Source organism: Halorussus marinus, from assembly GCF_004765795.1.
Taxonomy (GTDB): domain Archaea; phylum Halobacteriota; class Halobacteria; order Halobacteriales; family Haladaptataceae; genus Halorussus; species Halorussus marinus.
In genome coordinates this window covers 226,527-245,963 of sequence record NZ_SBIV01000003.1, presented here as the reverse complement: position 1 = coordinate 245,963, position 19,437 = coordinate 226,527, and the positions used below count along the sequence as shown (strand labels likewise).

The 19,437-nt window shown below is 71.0% G+C and carries 19 protein-coding genes; 13 read left to right on the top strand and 6 right to left on the bottom strand.

Annotated features, from left to right (window positions below; translation table 11 throughout):
* Positions 1-75 precede the first annotated feature (75 nt).
* Entirely contained in the window at positions 76-1,440 is a 1,365-nt protein-coding gene (gene glmM, locus EPY72_RS08025; RefSeq protein ID WP_135806090.1) for a phosphoglucosamine mutase, read from the bottom strand.
* Between the two features lie 132 nt (positions 1,441-1,572).
* Here glmM and EPY72_RS08020 point away from each other — a divergent pair, with 132 nt between their 5' ends.
* On the top strand, positions 1,573-1,974 hold the full coding sequence (locus EPY72_RS08020) for a DUF7522 family protein (protein WP_135806089.1): 402 nt from the start codon (positions 1,573-1,575) through the stop codon (positions 1,972-1,974).
* 39 nt (positions 1,975-2,013) lie between these two features.
* Positions 2,014-2,838 carry an HVO_0234 family beta-propeller protein gene (locus EPY72_RS08015; protein ID WP_135806088.1) on the top strand — a complete coding sequence of 275 codons (825 nt, stop codon included), beginning with the start codon at positions 2,014-2,016 and terminating at the stop codon, positions 2,836-2,838.
* On the opposite strand, the gene EPY72_RS08010 is transcribed toward EPY72_RS08015, so the two are convergent.
* Positions 2,839-3,837, bottom strand: coding sequence for an AI-2E family transporter (locus EPY72_RS08010; RefSeq protein ID WP_134668647.1), 999 nt, complete (start codon positions 3,835-3,837; stop codon positions 2,839-2,841). It lies immediately after the preceding gene.
* 50 nt (positions 3,838-3,887) lie between these two features.
* Positions 3,888-4,772, bottom strand: a complete 885-nt coding sequence (locus EPY72_RS08005) for a hypothetical protein (RefSeq protein ID WP_135806087.1) — start codon at positions 4,770-4,772, stop codon at positions 3,888-3,890.
* 98 nt (positions 4,773-4,870) lie between these two features.
* On the opposite strand from EPY72_RS08005, the gene EPY72_RS08000 reads away from it, so the two are divergent.
* The 3 genes from EPY72_RS08000 to EPY72_RS07990 all read left to right on the top strand — a co-directional run bounded on the left by EPY72_RS08000 (position 4,871) and on the right by EPY72_RS07990 (position 8,996).
* Positions 4,871-6,037 (top strand): thiamine ABC transporter substrate-binding protein, encoded by a 1,167-nt coding sequence (locus EPY72_RS08000; RefSeq protein ID WP_135806086.1) that lies wholly within the window; start codon positions 4,871-4,873, stop codon positions 6,035-6,037.
* Between the two features lie 6 nt (positions 6,038-6,043).
* Positions 6,044-7,837, top strand: coding sequence for an ABC transporter permease (locus EPY72_RS07995; RefSeq protein ID WP_210423512.1), 1,794 nt, complete (start codon positions 6,044-6,046; stop codon positions 7,835-7,837).
* Positions 7,838-7,937: 100 nt separating this feature from the next.
* The gene (locus tag EPY72_RS07990) at positions 7,938-8,996 is read left to right on the top strand and encodes an ABC transporter ATP-binding protein (RefSeq protein WP_134668641.1); all 1,059 of its coding nucleotides are present in this window, start codon (positions 7,938-7,940) and stop codon (positions 8,994-8,996) included.
* 18 nt (positions 8,997-9,014) lie between these two features.
* Here EPY72_RS07990 and EPY72_RS07985 read toward each other — a convergent pair whose 3' ends face one another.
* The gene (locus EPY72_RS07985) at positions 9,015-11,366 is read right to left on the bottom strand and encodes an ATP-dependent DNA helicase (RefSeq protein WP_135806085.1); all 2,352 of its coding nucleotides are present in this window, start codon (positions 11,364-11,366) and stop codon (positions 9,015-9,017) included.
* Positions 11,367-11,507: 141 nt separating this feature from the next.
* Between EPY72_RS07985 and EPY72_RS07980 the strand changes: the two genes are divergently transcribed.
* Positions 11,508-11,957: a universal stress protein gene (locus EPY72_RS07980; protein ID WP_134668638.1), complete on the top strand. Its 450-nt coding sequence runs from the start codon at positions 11,508-11,510 to the stop codon at positions 11,955-11,957.
* Positions 11,958-12,035: 78 nt separating this feature from the next.
* Positions 12,036-12,590, top strand: coding sequence for a DUF1684 domain-containing protein (locus EPY72_RS07975; protein WP_135806084.1), 555 nt, complete (start codon positions 12,036-12,038; stop codon positions 12,588-12,590).
* A gap of 49 nt (positions 12,591-12,639) precedes the next feature.
* On the opposite strand, the gene EPY72_RS07970 is transcribed toward EPY72_RS07975, so the two are convergent.
* Positions 12,640-13,320 carry a class I SAM-dependent methyltransferase gene (locus EPY72_RS07970; RefSeq protein ID WP_134668634.1) on the bottom strand — a complete coding sequence of 227 codons (681 nt, stop codon included), beginning with the start codon at positions 13,318-13,320 and terminating at the stop codon, positions 12,640-12,642.
* A gap of 100 nt (positions 13,321-13,420) precedes the next feature.
* Between EPY72_RS07970 and EPY72_RS07965 the strand changes: the two genes are divergently transcribed.
* From EPY72_RS07965 to EPY72_RS07955, 3 genes are all read left to right on the top strand, one after another.
* Entirely contained in the window at positions 13,421-14,569 is a 1,149-nt protein-coding gene (locus tag EPY72_RS07965; RefSeq protein WP_135806083.1) for an NAD(P)/FAD-dependent oxidoreductase, read from the top strand.
* A 175-nt stretch (positions 14,570-14,744) separates the two neighbouring features.
* Positions 14,745-15,032 carry an amphi-Trp domain-containing protein gene (locus EPY72_RS07960; RefSeq protein WP_134668630.1) on the top strand — a complete coding sequence of 96 codons (288 nt, stop codon included), beginning with the start codon at positions 14,745-14,747 and terminating at the stop codon, positions 15,030-15,032.
* Between the two features lie 92 nt (positions 15,033-15,124).
* Positions 15,125-15,883, top strand: coding sequence for a creatininase family protein (locus EPY72_RS07955; protein WP_135806082.1), 759 nt, complete (start codon positions 15,125-15,127; stop codon positions 15,881-15,883).
* Positions 15,884-16,038: 155 nt separating this feature from the next.
* Here the strand turns inward: EPY72_RS07955 and EPY72_RS07950 are convergent, their stop codons facing one another.
* On the bottom strand, positions 16,039-17,271 hold the full coding sequence (locus EPY72_RS07950; RefSeq protein WP_135806081.1) for an MBL fold metallo-hydrolase: 1,233 nt from the start codon (positions 17,269-17,271) through the stop codon (positions 16,039-16,041).
* 134 nt (positions 17,272-17,405) lie between these two features.
* Between EPY72_RS07950 and EPY72_RS07945 the strand changes: the two genes are divergently transcribed.
* The 3 genes from EPY72_RS07945 (at position 17,406) to serB (ending at position 19,340) form a co-directional block, all read left to right on the top strand.
* Positions 17,406-17,783, top strand: a complete 378-nt coding sequence (locus tag EPY72_RS07945) for a hypothetical protein (protein ID WP_135806080.1) — start codon at positions 17,406-17,408, stop codon at positions 17,781-17,783.
* Positions 17,784-17,892: 109 nt separating this feature from the next.
* Complete coding sequence (locus EPY72_RS07940) at positions 17,893-18,621, top strand: DUF8081 domain-containing protein (protein WP_135806079.1); 729 nt, start codon at positions 17,893-17,895, stop codon at positions 18,619-18,621.
* A gap of 80 nt (positions 18,622-18,701) precedes the next feature.
* Entirely contained in the window at positions 18,702-19,340 is a 639-nt protein-coding gene (gene serB, locus EPY72_RS07935) for a phosphoserine phosphatase SerB (protein WP_134668579.1), read from the top strand.
* Positions 19,341-19,437: the final 97 nt, after the last annotated feature.

The following is a 19,437-nucleotide window of genomic DNA, read 5'->3' as shown; positions in this document are numbered from 1 at the left end:
GTCCGAATAAGTCTTCTCTCTCGTCGGTGTGGGAGGGCTTCGAGCCGCCACCGCCGACCGCTCGCCGAGCGATCGCTACGCCGCGGCCTTCGCGTCGCGTAACGCCGCCGCCATCTCCTCGGCCAAGTCGCGTGCTCTGGACTCCTCGCGGGCCTCGGCGTAGATCCGGACCATCGGCTCGGTGCCGCTGGGGCGGGCCAGCACCCACGCGTCGCCGTAGTCGAGCCGGTAGCCGTCGAGGGTCGTGACCTCGGCGTCGGCGGCCTCGGCCTCGCGCTCGGCGGCCTCGAGAAGCGCGTCACGCTCGGCGTCGGTGTCGTGGCCGATGTTGATGCGGACGTTGTGATAGCCGTCGTAGGGCGCGACGACCTCGCTCGCGGGGCGGTCGGCGAGCAGTTCGAGGAATCGCGCGGCGGTGTACGCGCCGTCGCGGGCCAGCAGGTACTCCGGGAAGAAGATCCCGCCGTTGCCCTCGCCGGCGACCGGGACCGGCTTGCCCTGCTGTTGGAGCTCCTCGATCCGGGTGATGAGGTTGGTCGAGCCGATCGGGGTGAGTTCGAGGTACGCCTCGCAGTCGTCGGCCACGTCGACGAGGCGCTGGGAGACGTTGACCGCCGAGACCACCGAGTCGCCGGGGTCGAGTTCGGCGGCCGCGAGCGCCGCCAGCGTCGCGTCGCCCTCGACGTACTCGCCGGTCTCGTCGTAGAAGATGGCGCGGTCGGCGTCGCCGTCGTGGGCGATCCCCACGTCGGCGTCGGTCGCCTCGACGAGCCGGGCGAGATCGCCGAGGTTCTCCGGGACCGGTTCGGGGTCCCGGCCGGGGAAGTGGCCGTCGGGCTGGCTGTTGGCGGTGACGACCCGACAGCCCAGCTTCCGGAAGAACTCCGGGCTGGTGAGCGACCCCGCGCCGTGGCCGGGGTCGAGCGCGACCGTGAGGTCGGCGTCGGCGACGGTCTCGCGGTCGACCGACGCCAGAAGCCGGTCGACGTACGCCCGCCGGACGCCCTCGACCTCGCGGCTCGTTCCGGTCTCGCTCCACGGTGCCCCGTCGAACTGCTCGGCGAGGAACTTCTGTTCGATGCGCTCTAGGTCCTCGACCGCGAGCTCGACGCCGTCCGCGCCGACGAGCTTCACGCCGTTGTACTGGGGCGGGTTGTGGGAGGCGGTTATCATCACGACCGGCACCGACTCGCGGCCGGCGTACGACTGGGCGCCCGGCGTCGGAACCACGCCGAGCCGGTCGACGTCCGCGCCGACGCTGGCGAGCCCGCTGGCGGCGGCGTCGGCGAGCATCCGTCCCGTCGCGCGGGTGTCGCGAGCGACCGCCACGCGATCGGCCCGCCACACCGTCCCCGCGGCCTTGGCGACCTTCAGCACGAACTCCGGGGTCAGCGCCTCGTTGGCGACCCCGCGAGTTCCGCTGGACCCGAATACCTTCATGCCCGTGGGTGCGGACCGGGACGCAAAAGGCATTCCGGAGACGCTCGGGACGTGTTAGCCGGCCGTCAGCCCCGCCGGTCGGGGAGTGCCGAGTAGACGACGTTATATACGAGAGGCAAAGTGAGTCCAACAGTGAGCGATTCGGCGGCCCACCTCTGCGCGTCGCGGGCGCGCGAACTGCTCGAGACGCTGCGACCGCTCGCCGGCGATAGCCTCCGATGTGGCGTCCACTACCACGGTCGCCACCAGGCGGTGTTGGACGTCCGCGACGACGTCGCCGAGTCGTACGACGACGACGAGATCGCCTGCCTGATCGACGACCTCGCGCTCGAAGCGTTCGGCGACCCCACCCGGCTGACCGACCTCTACCGACTCGGCGATCTGGAGGCCACCGCCCGGTGGTTCGAGGACGGCGTCCTCGTCCACTACCCCTACAGCGACGCGAGCGGCGTCGCGGTCACGTTCGACCACGACGTCGGGTGTTCTCTCCGGACGCTCATCGCGACCGGGGCCGCGTTCCTCGACGGCCCGTGAACCCGAACCACTAACCCGCCGGGTGCCCCACGATCGGACATGGACATCAGCATCGACGAGAAGCGGGTGTACGACGGGAGCGACGAGAGCGTCCCGGTGTACGTCGTCGGTGAGTTCGGCGTGGCCGCGATCGAGACCTCCGACGATCTGGTCGGGGAGTTCGGGCTAAAACACCAGTGTACCGCCCGGGACGCCGCCGGGCGGGACGGCCGACTCGCGGTCGCCACCGACGAGGACGTGCTGGTCGCGACAGGCGACGGCTTCGGGGCGCTCGGCGTCGGCCCGGCGGTCGCGGTCGGGTTCGGGACCGACGGCGACCTCGTGGCGGCGCTCGGCGACGGCCGGGTGATCCGCGAGCGCGGCGACTCGTGGACCGAACTCGGCGAGGTCGCCGACGCCCGGGCCGTCGACGGCGATTTCCTCGCGGGGGCCTCCGGCGTCTACCGGGCGACGAGCGGCGGCCTCCGGCAGGTCGGACTGAACGAGGCCCGGGACGTGTCGGCGGCCGAGACGCCGCTGGCCGCCACCGACGACGGCCTCTACCGGCTCGGGAACGGGTGGCTGGCCGAACTGGAGGGCGCCTTCCGCGCGGTCAGCGCCTCGCCGGCCGGCGCCGACCAGACGGCGAGCGCCGGCGACCTCGGCGAGGCTCACGCCGCGACCGACGCGGCGCTCTTCGAGTTCGCCGAGGGGGCGTGGCGGACGGTGTCGCTACCGGTCGAGGAGGCGATCGTCGCGCTCGATCGCGGTTCCGACGGCGCCTACGCGATGACGGCCGAGGGGACGTTTCTGCTGTCGGTCGGGGACGGCTGGCGCTCCCAGCCGGTCGGCCTGCGCGAGTCGGCGGCGCTCGCCGTCCCGTGATCAGTCGGTCGCGGTGGCGCCGTTGACTTCGGCGGCGAGGAGGTCGGTCGCCTCCGCGAGGAGCGCCACCACCAGCGGCCCCGCGATGAACCCGATCGGGCCGACGCTGAGGAGCCCGCCGGTGAACCCGATGAAGTAGAGGCTCCCGGGGATGTCGGCGGTGTGGCGCGCGAGTCGCGGCCGGACGACCGCGTCGGGGAGCCACCCGATCAGGACCGCGCCCAGCACGCCGACCGAGACCGCCGCGGTCACGTCGCCGACGCCGAACTGGTAGAGTCCGAGCAGTCCCACCAGCACGGTCGGGCCGACGATAGGGAGAAACTGGAGGAACCCCGAGACGAGCGCGAGCGTGACGAACAGCCGGTAGTCGAGCAGGTAGAAGACGGGGAGCGCGACGAGGAAGGTCGCGGCGGCGGTCGCGGCCTGTAAGACGTAGATGGCGAACAGCGTCTCGCGAGCGCGCTCGCGAAACGCCTCGGCCACGTCGCGGTAGCTCGGCGGGATCGGTGCGAGCAACGCCTTTCGGGCGCGCTCGCGGTGGATGAGCAACGCGAACACCAATAGTGCGAACAGCGTCGCCTTGAGCGCGAGCACCGGCGCGATCCGTGCGACGGTGAGCGCGACCCCGGTGAGGTTCTCCCGGACGAACGCGATGGCGACGCTCGCGTCGGCGGTGTAGGCGACGCCGAGCAGTTCGACGGTGAGGCTCCGGGGGAGCGCTCTGAGCACCGCCAGCATGTCGGCCTGGCGCCGGTAGACGAGGAAGGCAAAGGAGCCGAACAGCGCGAGGACGCTGAGAAAGCCCACGGCGGTCGCGGCGACGCTCGCCCACCACGGGTGGGCGCCGCGCTCGACCAGCCGTCGGTGGAGCGGGGTGAGGACCGACGCCACCGTGATCGCGAAGAAGACGGTCCCGAGCACGTCGAACAGCACCACCGCGGCGAGGAGTCCGACCAGCACGAGCACCACGCCGAGTACCCGTTGTCGCGTCCCGGACATACTCGCCGCATCGAAAGCGGACACGAAAACCTTTGGGTCCCGCGCCGGCGCTACACGCCCCGCCACCCGGCGAGACAGAGGAGCGCGCCGACGAGGCCGAGCACGCCGGCGAGGTACGCGCCGACGACCGGGTCGTCGACCGCGCGCCACCCGAGGACCGCGACCCCGACGAACAGGAGGCCGGCGCCCGAGACGACCGCCCGGACCGCGGGATCGGTCGTCGGCGACTCGGCCGGCGTCTCGACGCCCGCATCGAGCGCGGCGCCGACGGCGTCGGCCGCTTCCGGGGGCACCGTCAGGAGTCGCGGGACGAACGCGCCGGTCCCGCGGGCGTACGACGCCCAGTAGATCGTCGGGCCGGCGACCCGGACCGATCGGACGCGGGTCACCTGCGCCAGCGGGACCCGCCGGCCGTTGCAGACGAGGTCGACCTCGCCGGTCGCGTCCGGCGGGTCGGCCGCGCCGGCGGGGCCGCCGTCGAGGTCGACCGTCCCGGCCGTCGAGAACAGCGCGACCGCGACCGGCGAGAACACGAGCGCGACCACGACCGCGAACAGCGCGTCGAAGCCGACGCCGGCGGCCGCCAGCCCCCAGAGGCCGACCGCGCCCGCGACGGCGGCGACGGCCACGCTTCGGGGCGTCCACGGGGTCGCGTCGCCGGCGAACGCGCCCGGACTCGGTCGCTGGTCGGGGTCCGCGAGCATCGGCCAGAGGTAGACCAGCGAGACCGGCCCGCCCACGAGGACGAGGAGAGCGACGAACAGCAACGCGCCGAGGGAAATCGCGGTGACGAGGGCGGGGAGCGCGAAGAGGAGCGTGCCCGCCGCGAGCAACAGCGCGCCGCCGAGTCCGGCCACGAACCCGTGGGCGAGCACCCGGAGGAGCCTCGATCGGGTCGCGTCGTAACGCCACTCGACGCCGGCGGGGTCGCTCATACCCGATACGTGACGGCGCGGGGACAAATACGTTCGGCGGGGGACGCGAGAGCCGAGGACCGCGCCACCTAAGTATCACTGTGTGCAATCACCGGGTAATGAAACGACGCACGTTCCTCAAAAGCGGCGCGGCGGGGTCGCTGATCGGCCTCGCGGGCTGTACCGGAACCGGCGAGCAGGCGACGACCACGACCGAAGAGACCACCACCGAGACGACGACCGAGGCCACGGAGACGACCGAGACGACCGAGACGACCGAGGAGACCACCACCGAGAGCGACGACGGGCTGAGCGGAACGCTGACGGTCGCGACCTACAGCTCGTTCGTCGATGCCCCCAGCTCCTCGCCCGGGCCGTGGCTCAAGGAGACGTTCGAGGAGCGCCACCCCGACGTGACGATCGAGTGGGCGACCCCCGACAACGAGATGAACTACTACATCCAGCGTCGGACACAGGGCGTCGACATCGACGCCGACGTGTACGTGGGGGCGAACGTCGACCATCTCATCCGGATCGACGAGAAGCTCGGCGACCGATCGCTGTTCGCGTCGAGCGCCGACGCCCTCGACAACTACGGCCACGTCGACGACGATCTGAAGTTCGACCCCCAACAGCGCGCGATCCCCTACGACACCGGCTACATCAGCCTCGTCTACGACGGCACCGAGACCGACGACCCCGAGACGTTCGACGCGCTCACGACCGACGAGTACGCGGGCGATCTCATCGTCCAGAACGCCCAGTCGGCCGCGACCGGTCGGGCGTTCTTGCTGTGGACGGTCCACAACCGCGGCGAGGACGAGTATCTCGACTACTGGAAACAGCTGGTGGACAACGACGTCACGATCCTCGGGTCGTGGGACGACGCCTACACCGCGTGGGAGGAGGGCGAGGCGCCGATGGTGGTCTCGTACTCGACCGATCAGGTGTACGCCAACCGCTACGATCAGGATCTGGAGAAACACCAGGTCTCGTTCCTCGACGACCAGGGGTACGCCAACCCCGAGGGGATGGCGAAGTTCGCCGACACCGACGTGCCCGAGCTCGCCGACGCGTTCATGGACTTCGTGCTGTCGGCGGAGGCACAGGGCGAGATCGCGGTCCGGAACGTCCAGTTCCCCGCGACCGACTGGGCCGAACTCCCCGAGGAGTTCGCCGAGTACGCCAAGATCCCCGACGAGCCGGTCACGTTCACCTACGAGGAGCTGGCGGGCAACCTCGACGAGTGGGTCGACGACTGGGCGCGCCAGATCGCGAGCAACTGACCCGACGTGAGCCGACGCGACGGGGTCGGGGGCTGGCTCGGACGCCGCGCGTCGACGGCCGAGCGCCACGCGCTGGGGGCGCTCGGCGTCGCGACTGCGGCGGTCCTGCTCGTGGTGTTTTACTACCCGGTCCTGACCGTGTTCGCCGACGCCGTCCGGATCGGCGACGCCTGGAGCCTCGACGTCGTCCGTGAGGTGCTCGAAGACCCCTTCTACTTCGGCCCGCTCGCGGCGGTGTTCGCCGGCGACTTCGGTTCGGTCGGGGCGGTCGCGGCCGACACGCCCCTCGGGCGGTTCGGGTTCACCGCGTACCAGGCCGCCCTCTCGACGCTCGCCAGCGTCGCGCTCGGGCTCCCCGGCGCGTACGTCCTCGCCCGCTACGAGTTCCCGGGTCGCCGGACGGTGCGGTCGCTCACCATCCTCCCGTTCGTCCTGCCCTCGATCATGGTCGCCATCGGCTTCGTCGCCTTCTTCGGGTCGGCGGGGCCGCTCAACGACCTGCTCGCCCGGTTCGGACTGGGGCGGGTGAACCTCCTCTTTACCCTCGAAGCCATCGTGGTCGCCCACGCCTTCTACAACGCGCCGCTCGTGGCCCGCGTGACGACCGCCGCGTGGGAGAGCGTCGACGCCCGGACCGTCGAGACCGCCCGGTCGCTCGGGGCGAGTCCGCGCCGGGCGTTCCTCGACGTGCTCGTCCCGCAGTTGTTGCCCGCGGTGCTGACCGGCGCCTTACTCACGTTCGTCTTCACGTTCATGTCGTTTCCCATCGTGCTCGCGCTCGGTGGGTTCCAGCTCGCGACGGTGGAGGTGTGGGTGTACTCGCTGGTCCAGCAACTCGACTACGCCGAGGCCGCGACGCTCGCGGTCGTCGAGACCGTCCTCTCGCTCGCGCTGACCTACGCCTACCTCCGGTACGAGTCGAGCCAGTCGGGCGGGAGCCGGGCCGCGAACCCGCCGGCCCGAAAGCGACTCGTTCCCGAAACCCCCTCGGCGGGAGCGCTCGCCGAGCGCGTCGGCGTAGCCGCCTACGCGGGCGTCGTCGCGGTCGTGTTCCTCGGCCCGCTCGCCAGCATGGTCGCCGAGAGCCTCACCGGGCCCCAGGGGTTCACCCTCCAGTACTACCAGTTCCTGCTCGAACGGCAGGCCACCGGCGCGTCGTTCCAGACGAAACCCGGGGTCGCGGTGCGCAACTCCCTGCTGTTCGGGGCGGCCGCGCTCGCGGTCGCGCTCCCGATGGGCGTGACCGTCTCGGTGCTGACGACCCGGAGCGGCCGGGCCGAACGGCTCGCCGACGCCGCCGCGATGGCGCCGCTCGCGGTCAGCGGCGTGGTCGTCGGGCTCGGGATGCTCCGCGGGCTGGTGTTCGGCGTCGAGGTGTGGGGCCACCGGCTCCAGATCGCCGGCCCGACCGCCATCGTCGCGGCCCACGCGGTCGCGGCCTACCCGTTCGTGGTCCGGAACGTCTCGCCGCTTCTCGGCGGCCTCGACCGCTCTATGGTCGAGTCGGCGCGCGCGCTCGGCGCCAGCCGAGTCCGGGCGCTGATCGACGTCGAACTGCCGCTGGTGGCCTCGGGCGTCGCGGCGGGCGCGGCGTTCGCGTTCGCCATCTCCATCGGCGAGTTCGATTCGACGGTGATTTTGGCCACCGGAAGCTCCAGCTACACGATGCCAGTCGCCGTCGAGCGCTACATCGGCAACCGGACGCTCGGGCCCGCCACCGCGATGGGGACGGTGTTGCTTGCGGTGACCAGCCTGAGCTTCGTGGTCATCGACCGACTCGGCGGGAGGTGGGAGGCGTGAGGGGCTCGCGACGCGAGGTCCGAAGGCCTCCGGACGTGGGAGGCGTTCGTCGGCGGTCGAACGCGGGTTCGACCGCCGACAGACGCCGGAGGTGGGAGGCGTGACCGACCTCCGCCTGCGCGGGGTCTCGAAGTCGTTCGGCGAGGTGACGGCGCTCCGGGACGTGAGCCTCGACGTCGCCGACGGGGAGTTTTTCACGCTGGTCGGCCCGTCGGGGTGTGGCAAGACCACGACCCTCCGCGCGATCGCGGGGTTCGAGACCCCCGACGCGGGATCGGTGGCGTTCGGCGACCGCGAGATGGCCGGGGTCGCCCCGGAGGACCGCGACGTGGGGGTCGTCTTCCAGAACTACGCGCTTTTCCCCCACATGACGGTCGCCGAGAACGTCGCCTACGGCCTGCGGTTCCGGGAGGTCCCCGGCGGCGGGTCCCGCGAGGAGCGCGTCGCCGAGCTCCTCGAACTGGTCGACCTCGCCGGCTTCGGCGACCGCGAGCCCGACGAGCTGTCGGGCGGCCAGCGCCAGCGCGTGGCGCTGGCTCGGGCGCTCGCTCCCGGCCCCGAGGTCCTCCTGCTCGACGAGCCGATGAGCGCGCTCGACGCCCGGCTCCGCCAGCGGCTCCGGACGCAGGTCCGGGCGATCCAGTCGGAGCTCGCGATTACGACCGTCTACGTCACCCACGATCAGGAGGAGGCGCTCGCGATCTCGGATCGAGTGGCGGTGATGAACGGCGGCCGGGTCGAGCAGGTCGGCGCGCCCGAGGCGGTGTACCGCCGGCCGGCGACCCGGTTCGTCGCCGAGTTCCTCGGCGACAACAACGTCTTTACGGGCGAGGTCGACGGCGGCGCGGTCCGGGTCGGCGCCTCGCGGTTCCGGGTCGCGGGCCTCGACGCCCCCGACGGCGCGCCGGTCACCCTCTGCGTGCGGCCCGAACACCTCGCGGTCGGCGACGCGACCAACGCCTTCGAGGCGACCGTCGAGACGGTCGAGTTCCTCGGCGAGGCGTTCCGGGCGTCGCTCGACTGGGACGGCCGGGAGGTGACCCTGCGCGTGCCAGAGCGCCCGGAAGCCCGGCGCCTCACGGTCGGGTTCGAACCCGACGACGCCCACGTCGTGTCGGTCGACGGCCGCGAGCCCGCGGTCCGGAGGGTCGAGGAGTAGCGGTCGCCGGGCGGTCGGTCAGGCCCGCCCGTCCCAGAACCGCTCGATCCCGAGCGACAGCATGTCGGGACTCACCGGCTGGAACTCCTCGCGCTCGGTCTCGGGGAGGTACTTGCGGACGCTGTCCCACGAGTCGCGGGCGTACCGCGAGTCGACGAGCACGCGGACGCCGACCTCCTCCGGGCCGCGGATCACCCGCCCGAGCGCCTGCCGGGCCTTCCGGGCGGCGGGGACGGTGAGCGCGTACTCGAAGCCGTCGCCGAACGCCCGGTTGTACGCGGTCCGGACCGCCTTCGTCCGGGGGCTCGCGGTGTTGATGATCGGGACGCCACACACCACCGCGGCCCGGAGCCGATCGCCCTGGTAGTCGACGCCCTCGGTGAGGGTCCCCCGGAGGCTCGTCACCAGCACCTTCGGCTCGCCGCCGAAGAACTCGGCCTTGAGGTCCTCGGTCGTGTCGTCGTCGCTACTCTCGTCGAGCAGGACCGCCTTCTCGACGCGGGGGTTCGCCCGGAGCGCGTCGGCGGCCCACTCGGCCTCGGCGTAGTTGGGCATGCCCACGAGGACGTTGCCCGCGGTCCCGGCCGCCACGTCCCGGAGCGCGTCGGCGTACGCCCGTCTTGCGGTGGTCTCCTCGCCGGGCGCCCCGCGGTTGTCGTAGGTGAACTTCGGGGCGTCGACCGCGAAGCTCTCGCGGTTCTCCGGCGGGAAGTTCAGGCCGTAGGTTCGCTCGACGATCGGGCGATCGTCCTCGCGTTCGAGGTGGTTCAGCCCGGTCACTTCCTCGAACACGTCGAGGGGTTCGAGGGTCGCGCTCATCAGCACGCCGCCGCCGAACTCCGCGAGGCGCTCGCCGATGGCGTCGCTTGGCACGCAGTTTTGCATCGCGAGCCGGGCGTTGTACGCCCGGCGCCACGACGACTCGGGCTCGGTGTCGTTCCACGTCCGTTCGAGCTCGATCTCCCGGAAGTACCGCTCGTGGTCGTTGCGGTACCACTCGCCGAGCACGCGCCCGGCGGCCGGGGCGGCGCGCTCTTTCTCGTCGTCTTCTGCCTCGTTCAGGATGCGGGCGGCGACGCCCCCGACGGCCTCGGCGCGCGCCCAGACGCCGTCGTGGTACCCCGCTTTCTCGGCCCACTCGGTGATCTCGTCGGGGCTCGGCTCGGTCGGATCCCGGAGCGGGATCTCGTCGTCGGGGAGGTCGGCGAGCCGCGACTTCCAGCCGCGGTGCTCGCGTTCGAGGTGGGCGGTGACCCGCCGGTCCAGTTCCTCCCGGAGGTCCCGGAGGAACTCTCGGGTCCGCTCCAGTTCGGAGAGCGAGACGTCGGCGTCCTCGAGTTCGGCCCGGACGAGGTCTGCGTCGGCGGTGGTGTGGCTCTCTCGACCCTCGAACTGTACGGGCTGGATCACGCGGCCGAGCTCCGACTCGGCGTCCCGCAGGGTCGCGTCGCCGACCGCGTCGCTCACGAGGTCCCGGACCCGGGGTTCGAGCATGTGGGCCTCGTCGCAGACCACGAACGTGGCGTCGTCGAGTAACGCGCCCGTGAACCCCCCAGTGGTGACGGGATCGAACGCGTGGTAGTAGTTACCGACGACCACTTCGGCGTGGCCCAGCACCGCGCCCATCATCGAGTGAGGGCAGGTGCCGTGCTGGACCGACAGCGAGACCAGCTCCTCGGGGTCGATCAGCCCCATCGCGTCGAAGTCGAACGGGACGGCCTCGACCGGCTCGCCGTCGTCGGGCAGATCGTCGAGGAACTGGGCGTAGAACGGACAGTACTCCACGTCGTCGTACTCGGGCATCTCCGGGGGGTACGGCGTCGGTTCGCCGCCGGTTTCGAGGTACGTCGCGCCCCCGCCCGAGACCCCCGAGTCAGCCAGCCCGGTCTGCTGGCTTCGGGCGCGCGAGACGAGGTTCCGGGCGGTCGTCGAGCCGGCCTCGCCGGTGATCGCGCGGGTGTCCTCCCGGAGAGACTCACAGCGCTCGTAGACGTTTGTGTCGTCGATCCCGCCCGCGTTCTCGCGGTTGTACGGGCAGACGTCGGCCTTCCCGACGAGCGTGAGCGCCGTCACGGGATCGTAGCCGTCGGGGAGGTTCGCGTTGATCGTCCGGAGGTCGTCCTCGAACTGCCGGAGCTGTTGCTTGACGCTGGTCAACACGAGCACCCGGTCGTAGTCGCTGTCGGGGTCCCGGACCAGCTCGATCCCGGCGGTCAGCGCCAGCATCGTCTTGCCGGTGCCACAGGCGCCCTCGACGACGGCGAACCCGCCGTCCCGGCCGGTCTCGATGGCGGTCTCGATACCGTCGACTTGCTCGTCGTACGGCTCGTCGTGGCCGAAGACGTCGCGCCACGAATCGGAGGCGGTCACTGGACCGGGGTTGGTCGGCGTCGGGTTTGAACGTTTGGATGGCACCCCGACGGGCCCCTCGGCGGGGCGGCCGGCGGGCCGTCCCAGAAGGTGAGAATCGCGGACAGCCCTTATCTGGCGGTCGGACGAACTATCGCTCGTATGTACGAGACGATCCTGCTCGCGACCGACGGCACCGTCGCGTCCGAGAACGCCGAGTCCCACGCGATCGACCTCGCGGCCGCCCACGACGCCGTCCTCCACGCGCTCTACGTCGTCGACGACAGCGTGTACACGGCGTACAGCGGCGACGAGTACGTCGACGGCTCCGAGGGCCCGGAGCACGGCCTCGAAGAGCGCGGGCGCGAGACCCTCGACCGAATCCGGGCCGAGGCCGACCGCGCGGACGTCGAGGTCGTCGACGCGCTCGAACACGGGGACCCGGTCGAGACCATCATCGAGTACGGCGACGCCAACGACGCGGACGCCGTCGTGCTCGGGACGAAGCGCCGGCCCGCCGAGTACCGGGCGCTCCTCGGGAGCATCACCGACCGCGTGCTCAGGCTGACGACCCGGCCCGCGATCGTCGTGAAGACCGACGCCGACGAGTAGCCGGGCTCGCGGTCCGATCGGGGCCGACCCGACGCGCCGATGCAAACCGTTACCCGGCGCGACCGACTACCGTCGTCCATGAGCGACGCCCCGAACTTCGACGCCGACCAGTGGCGCGAGGAACTGGAGTCCCACCGCGCGGAGAAAGACGACTTCTTCGGCGACCACCCCCAGTCGCCGATCCCGCCCGAGGAGCGCGAGGGCTTCGAGGGCCTCGAGTACTTCGCGCCCGACCCCGACTACCGGGTGACCGCGACCGTCGAGACCCACGACGAGCCCGACCCGGTCGAGATGGACGTGAGCGCGGGCGCGCCCCAGCGGTATCTCCGGGTGGCGACCCTCCGGTTCGAGTTGGGCGGCGAGGACCACGAGCTCGCGGCGTACACCCGCGACCAGCAGGAGGGGCTTTTCGTCCCGTTTCGGGACAAGACCACGGGCCAACAGACCTACCAGGGCGGCCGGTACATGGAGTTCGAGACCGAAGGCGACTTGCAGGACGGCTCGGAGATCACGGTCGATTTCAACCTCGCGTACTCGCCGTTTTGCGCCTACAGCGAGACGTTCGCCTGCCCGCTCGCGCCCGAGGAGAACTGGCTCGAAACCGAGGTCCGGGCGGGCGAGCGCGACGACTGATCGGGCGTCGGGGCCCGGCGACTGACGCGGGAACCGGACCGACCGGCGGTCAGGGCGCGACGCCGACAGTGAGTAGCGTGCCCAGCTCCCGGTAGCGCTCGACCATCGCGGCTCGGCTGTCCCAGTCGTCGGTCGGGAACGCGCTCGCGTCGGGGATCTCGATCTCGCGGTCCGGGACGTTGTCCTGCTCGGCGACGTGCAGACCGGCGTCGCGGAACGCCTCGCGGTACTCCCGGGCGCTCCAGCGGGTCATCTCGACGTCGATGTTGTCCTGCCAGCCGTGAGAGTGGACGTTCTCCTCGTAGTAGTTCACCGCACAGAAGAAGGTGCCACCGGGGGCGAGCACGCGCCGTATCTCCGCGAGGGTCTCGCGGGGGTCGTTGGCGTAGTAGAACGCCTCCATCGAGAAGACGTGGTCGACGCTGTCGTCGGCGAACGGCAAGTGGTCGAAGTCCCCCACCAGAAACCCGACCCGCCGGTCGTCGGTGTACCCGTCGGCGTTGTGCGCCATCTCCGGGGAGCCGTCGAGCCCGTAGGCCCGACCCGCCCCTTTGGTGTCCCGGAGCGCGCGGGCGGCGTACCCGCTCCCCGTGCCCAGATCGAGGACGACGTCGCCGGCCTCGACCGGCATCCGGGCCAGCGCGTACTTGGCGGTGTGCCAGTGGCGGTCTTCCATCCCCTTGTCGCGGCCCTCGGCCGCCCAGTCGTCGAACTCCTCGCGGACGCTCATACTCGCCGCGAGACGCGCCACGGACAAAACGGGTTCGAAACGCCGCGTCGACCCCGGCGACGGTAGACTTATTTCGCTCCGCCGGGCAGTTGTAGCCGACATGGACGCCGTCGTCGTCGGAGGCGGGATCGTCGGCCTGTCGTCGGCGTACTCGCTCGCTCAGGCGGGCGCGGACGTGACGCTCCTCGAGAAGGGGTCGCTCGGGATGGGATCGACAGCCCGATCGGCGGGCGGCATCAGGAGCCAGTTCTCGACCCGGGTCAACGTCGAACTCTCGGTCGCGAGCCGGGCGGTGTGGGACGACTTCGCCGAGCGGTTCGGCGTCGACATCGCCTACCGGAAGTCGGGGTACCTCTTCGTGGCCCGGACGGAGGCGACCGCAGAGCGGTTCCGCGAGGACGTCGCGATGCAAAACGACCTCGGGGTCGACACCGAGTATCTCGATCCGGCGACGGCCCGCGAGCGCTGTCCCGGACTGATCGACGACCGGTTCGTCGCCGCGACGTACAACGGCGCCGACGGGTTCGCGGACCCGAACCTCGCGGTCCAGGGGTACGCCGAGGCCGCCCGCGAGGCCGGCGTCGACGTGCGGACCGGGACCGCGGTCACCGACGTCCGCACCGACGGCGACGCGGTGACGGGCGTCGACACCGACGACGGGCGGATCGACGGGACGTTCGTCGTCAACGCGGCCGGCGCGTGGGCGGGCGAGGTCGCCGAACTGGCCGGCGTCGACCTCCCGATCGCCCCGCGCCGGCGCCAGATCGCGGTGGTCGAGCCCACCCGATCGGTTCCCGAGGACGTCCCGCTGACCATCGACCTCCAGACGGGATCGTACTTCCGCCCCGAGCGCGACGGCGCCGCGCTCGTCGGCGGCCAGTTCGACGAGGCCGACCCCGACGTGGACCCGGACGCCTACTCGGAGTCGTTGGACATCGACTGGGCGGCGACCGCTGTCGAGCGCGCCGCCGACTGGACGACGTACTTCGACGGCGACTCGCGCATCCGGCGCGGGTGGGCCGGGCTGTACGCGGTCACGCCCGACCACCACCCGATCGTCGAGGAGACCCGCCCCGGCCTCGTCACCGCGGCGGGGTTCTCCGGTCACGGCTTCCAGCACGCGCCGGCGACCGGACAGATCGTCGCCGAACTCTGCGTCGACGGTGCGGCGTCGCTGGTGGACGTCGACCCGCTGTCGAGCCGTCGCTTCGAGGACGGCGAGGCGCTCGTCGAGCGGAACGTCGCGTGATCCGGAGCCGATCCCGAACGGGCGGGCTCGCGCCGACCTTCGGGGCTACCGCGTCGCCCTCGATCTCCTCGCCCCCGTCGCCGCGGCGGGATCGACGGGGCGACGCCGCCTGATTCGTCAGCCGAACGGTACGTAGCGGATACACTTATCGGGGCTGGCGACCGTATGTACCCGTATGCCAGAAGAAGTCCTGTTCGAGTCAGAGAGCGACCGGACCCGAGACGAGATCGCGTCGTACCTTCACAGCGTCGCCGAGAAGCTCGAAAGCGGGGACGCGATCACGCTCAAATCCGGCTCGGACTCGGTGACGATGGACCCGCCGGCCCGACCGACGTTCGAGGTCAAAGCCGAGCGAGAGGGGCCGGCGGGCGGCGCCGGGGAACTGAGCGTCGAGTTCGAACTCGAATGGGACGAGGACGGCGATTCGGGGCGCGCCGAGAGCGGCCAGTTAGAGATCGAGTAGCGCCCCGGCGAAGACGAGCGATCGGCGGTCGGCCGACCGTCGTATTCGTTCCACCACAAGACTTTCACGACGGTTGATAGAACTGTCGGCTGATGGCTTCTCGCAGATCAGTGTGCCTCGAAGAGATGACGTGGCCGGAAGTCGAGTCAGCCCTCGAACGCGGGACGCGAACGGCGATCGTTGCCGTCGGGTCGATCGAACAGCACGGACCCCATCTGCCGTTGAACATGGACACGCTGGACGGCGACGAGCTCGCTCGACGGATCGCAACGACGCTCGGAGACGCCCTCGCGGCCCCCACGATTCGGCCCGGCTGTTCGGGCCACCACATCGAGTTTCCCGGGACCATCACGGTGGCGCCCGAGACGCTGATGGACGTGATCCGGTCGTACTGTCGCTCGCTGGACGAACACGGCTTCGAACATATCGTCCTCGTGCCGACCCACGGCGGGAACTTCGGCCCGGTCGAGACCGTCGCGCCGCAGATCGCTCGGGAGATCGACGCCGCGGTCATCCCGCTCGCGGACCTCGACGAGCACATGCGGTTGCTGAACGAGGGCCTCACCGAGGCGGGCGTCGAGTACGAGCAGGACGTGATCCACGCGGGCGCGGCGGAGACGGCAGTCGTGTTGGCGATCGACGAGGACCTCGTCAGGGTCGAGGACATAGAGTCCGGCCCGGAAGGGGAGATCACGACCGCCCGTCTGCTGAGCGAGGGGTTCAAATCGATCACCGACAACGGCGTGCTCGGCGATCCGAACGAAGCGACTCCCGAGGCCGGTGAGACGATCATCCGGAACGTGGTCGACGCGTACGTCGACCACATCGAAACCGAGCGCCGTTCGGTCTGATCGCCGATCGTCGCGACGAGCCGTTCGCGGTGCTTTCGCGTCGCGGTCCGTGCGGACGCGAGACGAACGACCGCACGAGCCGCCACACACCCGGTGTCGGATGAGAATCGGTCAGCGCGTTCCGAGCCGACCCCGGCGTTCTCGACTGCGATCGCTCAGACGCGATGCACCGACCCGACCTGCGGGGCCGTCGCGTCGAAGCCGTCCGCCCGGAGCTCGGACGCGAACTGCTCGCACCGGTCGCCGTGGTTCACGAGCACGGCGGCGTCCTCGTACGACGAGAGAAGCTCCACGAGCCCGTCGCGGTCGGCGTGAGCCGAGAAGTCGTACTGTTCGACTCGGGCGCTCACGGGCATCACGCGCCCGTCGATCTCGGCGCTCCCGGTTTCGAGTAGATCGCGCCCGGGCGTCCCGTCGACCTGATAGCCGGTCATGGTGATCTTGTTCATCGGATTCGATCGGATCTCGGGGATGTAGGTCATTGCGGGGCCGCCCGAGAGCATCCCGCTCGTGGTGATGATCGCGGCCTTCTGTTCAGTAATCCGCTTTCGCTGACCGTTTCGTCCGGTGACGAACCGCGCGTGGGATTTCGCTCGTCGAAACGCGTCTGCGTCGCGAACGAACTCGGGATACTGCCGAAGCATCTCGGTGACTTGCTTGCCCATCCCGTCGACGTAACAGGGGATGTCGTACTCCTCGCAGATGAGCATCATCTCCTGCGTCCGACCGATCGCGAACGCGGGAACGACGACCGTCCCGCCTTCCCACAGCGTCGTCTTCACGCTCTCTGCGAACCGTTTCTCCACCACGGAGCGGTCCTCGTGGTCGACGTCGGCGTAGGTGCTCTCGCAGATGACGGCGTCGGCGTCGGGTCGCCCAGTCGTCCCCGAGACCAGACGCTGGTCGTCGGTGTGGAAGTCGCCGGTGTAGAGGAGTCGCGTCTCCCCGTCGTCGACGAGGACGTGCGCGCTCCCCGGGATGTGGCCCGCGTTGTAGAAGGTCACCTCGTAGCCCGCGGCGTCGAAGGGCTCGCGGTACCCGTGGGTGTTCGACACCTGCGTGACGCGCTTGCGGTCGGTCTCGGTGAACGGGCAGTGGTACGACCCCCCGTGCAGTTTGAGCGTGTCTCGCGCGAGCGTCAGCGTGAGTTCGTACGTCGGCGGCGTCCAGTGAATCGGCGGCCGCGCCTCGCCCGAAAGCAGGGCCGGTACCGTGCCGACGTGGTCGAGGTGGCCGTGGGACACCACGACCGCGTCGGGAGTCGGCGTCTCGACCGGAAACTGCGGGGGGTTGTCGGTCAGCATCCCGAAATCGAGGAGAAGAGAGTCGTCGACGAGAACGGCGCTCCGGCCGATCTCGCGGGCCCCGCCGAGAAACTCGATGTCCATCGGTCGTCGATAGTCGGTCGAGGCCTTTTCGTTCGTCGGTTCTCCGATCGCGGCGCGACCCGGCGCTCGCGACCGAACTCGCCGGACGCCCGCCGACAGAACGCTCAAAGGCGCCCGGACCGTAGGTCGACCGAATGGATCGGACGCTCGAACTCCCGAACGGCGAGACGGTCGCGCCCGACGACGTGTTCCTCTACAACAACTACCCCTACCGCGTCGCGTTCCCGGACGAGGCCGACTACGAGTTCGCGCTCTCGCCGCTCCACTGGGGCGGCGGCGAGATGGACGTGCCGTTCCGCGACCGGACGGCGCTCGTCGAGCAGTGGGGACCCGACTCCCGCGGCACGCTGTCTCCCGACGAGTGGGAGCAGTGGCTGGGGGAGGCCCGCCACAACGATCGGATCGGCGACGGCGAGGTCGACGCGCTCGCCCGCGAGCTTCCGGTCTCGGGCGGCGACTCGGTCCGGGACGGCGGACTGGTCGGTCGACTCCGGCGGGCGCTCGGGCTCTGAACCCACCGTCGGCCGGTCGTCGCCGACCGCGAGGACGACGCCACCGCGATCCGGTCCGGCGACGTCGTTTCGTCGCCATTCAAATGGCCGGCGCGTCCACACCCGAGCGATGACAGACGACGAGCCGTTCCGGGTCGCGATCAAGGACAGCGCGACCGACGCGAACGAGGCGGCGTGGCAGTTCGGGCGGGCGGAGGGCGAGACCGCCAAGTTCGACTCCGAGGCCGACGCTCGGCGCCGCGCCCGCGAGCTCTCGGCGGCGGGCGAGACGCCGCTCAAGATCCAGCGGGCGGCCCCGCAGGACCCCTCGGACGCCGACGCCTACCTCGTCGCGTGGCCCGAGCGCCGCCGCCGGGACCCCGACGGCACGCCCGCCCGGGGGCTGACCTTCGACACCGCGGCGAACCAGTACGGCGCGCTCGGCGAGGCGGTCGTCTGCTCGCCGGCGGTGAACCCGCCGGTGCTGGCTCACTTCGCCCGGGTCGATCCGGCGCTCCCCGACGAGGACCTCCGGGTCGAACTCGACGCCGACCCCGAGCCCGTCGTCGTCGGGGCGTCGCGTCGGTGGGTGCCCGACTGCCGGGCGACGGTCCGGCTCGGCCCCGACCGGCCGGTCCTGACCGAGTACTGGTGTGAGGTCAAGACCGGCGACGGCTCGTTCGAGCGGAGCCAGCGCGAGGCGATGACCGCCAAGGCCGGCGAGGCGACCGTCCTCAAGATCCGGGTGGACGTGACCGAACTCCCCGACAGCTACACCGCGTGGGTCCGGAAGGTCGACCCCGAGGAGGGCGACGGAACCGACGTGCGGGTCAACGCCACCCTCGACAGCTACGAGTGAGTCGCGGTCGGGCGCCCGCGACGCTCGCAACACGCGCACCTTCCGGGCGTTTCAAGCACCCGCCCGACCAAGCCGACGCCATGACGCTGGTCGCGTTCGACTTCGACGGGACGCTCTCGGACTCGGAGATGACGGTGTTGCTCGGCGAGCGGATGGGAGTCGCCGACGAGATGGCCGACATCACCGAGCGGGCGATGAACGACGAACTCAGCTACGCCGAGAGCCTCAGAGACAGGGCGGCCCTGCTGGAGGGGCTCTCGACCGACGGGGCCAAAGCGGCCTTCGACGAGGTCGCGCTCCGGCCCGACGCCGCCACGGTGATCCGCGAGCTCGACGAGGCGGGCGTGACGACCGCGATCCTGACCGGCGGGTTCGAGCGCGGCGTCGAGGCCGCGCTGGCGAAGGCGGGCGTCTCGGTCGACGTCGTGGTCGCGAACCGCCTGCCCGTCGAAGACGGCCGGCTCACCGGCGCGGTCGAGGGGCCGCTCATCGAGGGGACCAAAGACGACGCGCTCGAACGGCTCGCGGGCGAGCGCGAGATCCCCATCAGCCGGACGATCGCGGTCGGCGACGGCGCTAACGACCTCCCGATGCTGGAGGTCGCGGGGCTCGCGGTCGGGTTCGCGCCAAAGCCCGCCGTCCGGCCGGCCTGCGACGCGGTGGTCGGCTCGATGGAGGAACTGCGGGACGTGCTCGACGAGGAGGAGCTGTTCGGATGAGCTGATACCGGCCGCCTCAGGGTTCGAGTGATCCGCGGCGCGCTCGCCCGGTCGCGACGAGCGAGCGATCGACAGCACGAACTACCTGTTCGGCCGA

Excerpts from the sequence above, each read along its gene's own strand:
- EPY72_RS08015 (WP_135806088.1), top strand. The coding sequence starts at position 2,014 with ATGGACATCAGCATCGACGAGAAGCGGGTGTACGACGGGAGCGACGAG.
- EPY72_RS07960 (WP_134668630.1), top strand. The coding sequence starts at position 14,745 with ATGCCAGAAGAAGTCCTGTTCGAGTCAGAGAGCGACCGGACCCGAGAC.
- EPY72_RS07940 (WP_135806079.1), top strand. The coding sequence starts at position 17,893 with ATGACAGACGACGAGCCGTTCCGGGTCGCGATCAAGGACAGCGCGACC.
- EPY72_RS07980 (WP_134668638.1), top strand. The coding sequence starts at position 11,508 with ATGTACGAGACGATCCTGCTCGCGACCGACGGCACCGTCGCGTCCGAG.
- EPY72_RS08000 (WP_135806086.1), top strand. The coding sequence starts at position 4,871 with ATGAAACGACGCACGTTCCTCAAAAGCGGCGCGGCGGGGTCGCTGATC.
- EPY72_RS07955 (WP_135806082.1), top strand. The coding sequence starts at position 15,125 with ATGGCTTCTCGCAGATCAGTGTGCCTCGAAGAGATGACGTGGCCGGAA.
- glmM (WP_135806090.1), bottom strand. The coding sequence starts at position 1,440 with ATGAAGGTATTCGGGTCCAGCGGAACTCGCGGGGTCGCCAACGAGGCG.
- serB (WP_134668579.1), top strand. The coding sequence starts at position 18,702 with ATGACGCTGGTCGCGTTCGACTTCGACGGGACGCTCTCGGACTCGGAG.
- EPY72_RS07950 (WP_135806081.1), bottom strand. The coding sequence starts at position 17,271 with ATGGACATCGAGTTTCTCGGCGGGGCCCGCGAGATCGGCCGGAGCGCC.
- EPY72_RS07945 (WP_135806080.1), top strand. The coding sequence starts at position 17,406 with ATGGATCGGACGCTCGAACTCCCGAACGGCGAGACGGTCGCGCCCGAC.
- EPY72_RS07970 (WP_134668634.1), bottom strand. The coding sequence starts at position 13,320 with ATGAGCGTCCGCGAGGAGTTCGACGACTGGGCGGCCGAGGGCCGCGAC.
- EPY72_RS08010 (WP_134668647.1), bottom strand. The coding sequence starts at position 3,837 with ATGTCCGGGACGCGACAACGGGTACTCGGCGTGGTGCTCGTGCTGGTC.
- EPY72_RS07965 (WP_135806083.1), top strand. The coding sequence starts at position 13,421 with ATGGACGCCGTCGTCGTCGGAGGCGGGATCGTCGGCCTGTCGTCGGCG.
- EPY72_RS08005 (WP_135806087.1), bottom strand. The coding sequence starts at position 4,772 with ATGAGCGACCCCGCCGGCGTCGAGTGGCGTTACGACGCGACCCGATCG.
- EPY72_RS07975 (WP_135806084.1), top strand. The coding sequence starts at position 12,036 with ATGAGCGACGCCCCGAACTTCGACGCCGACCAGTGGCGCGAGGAACTG.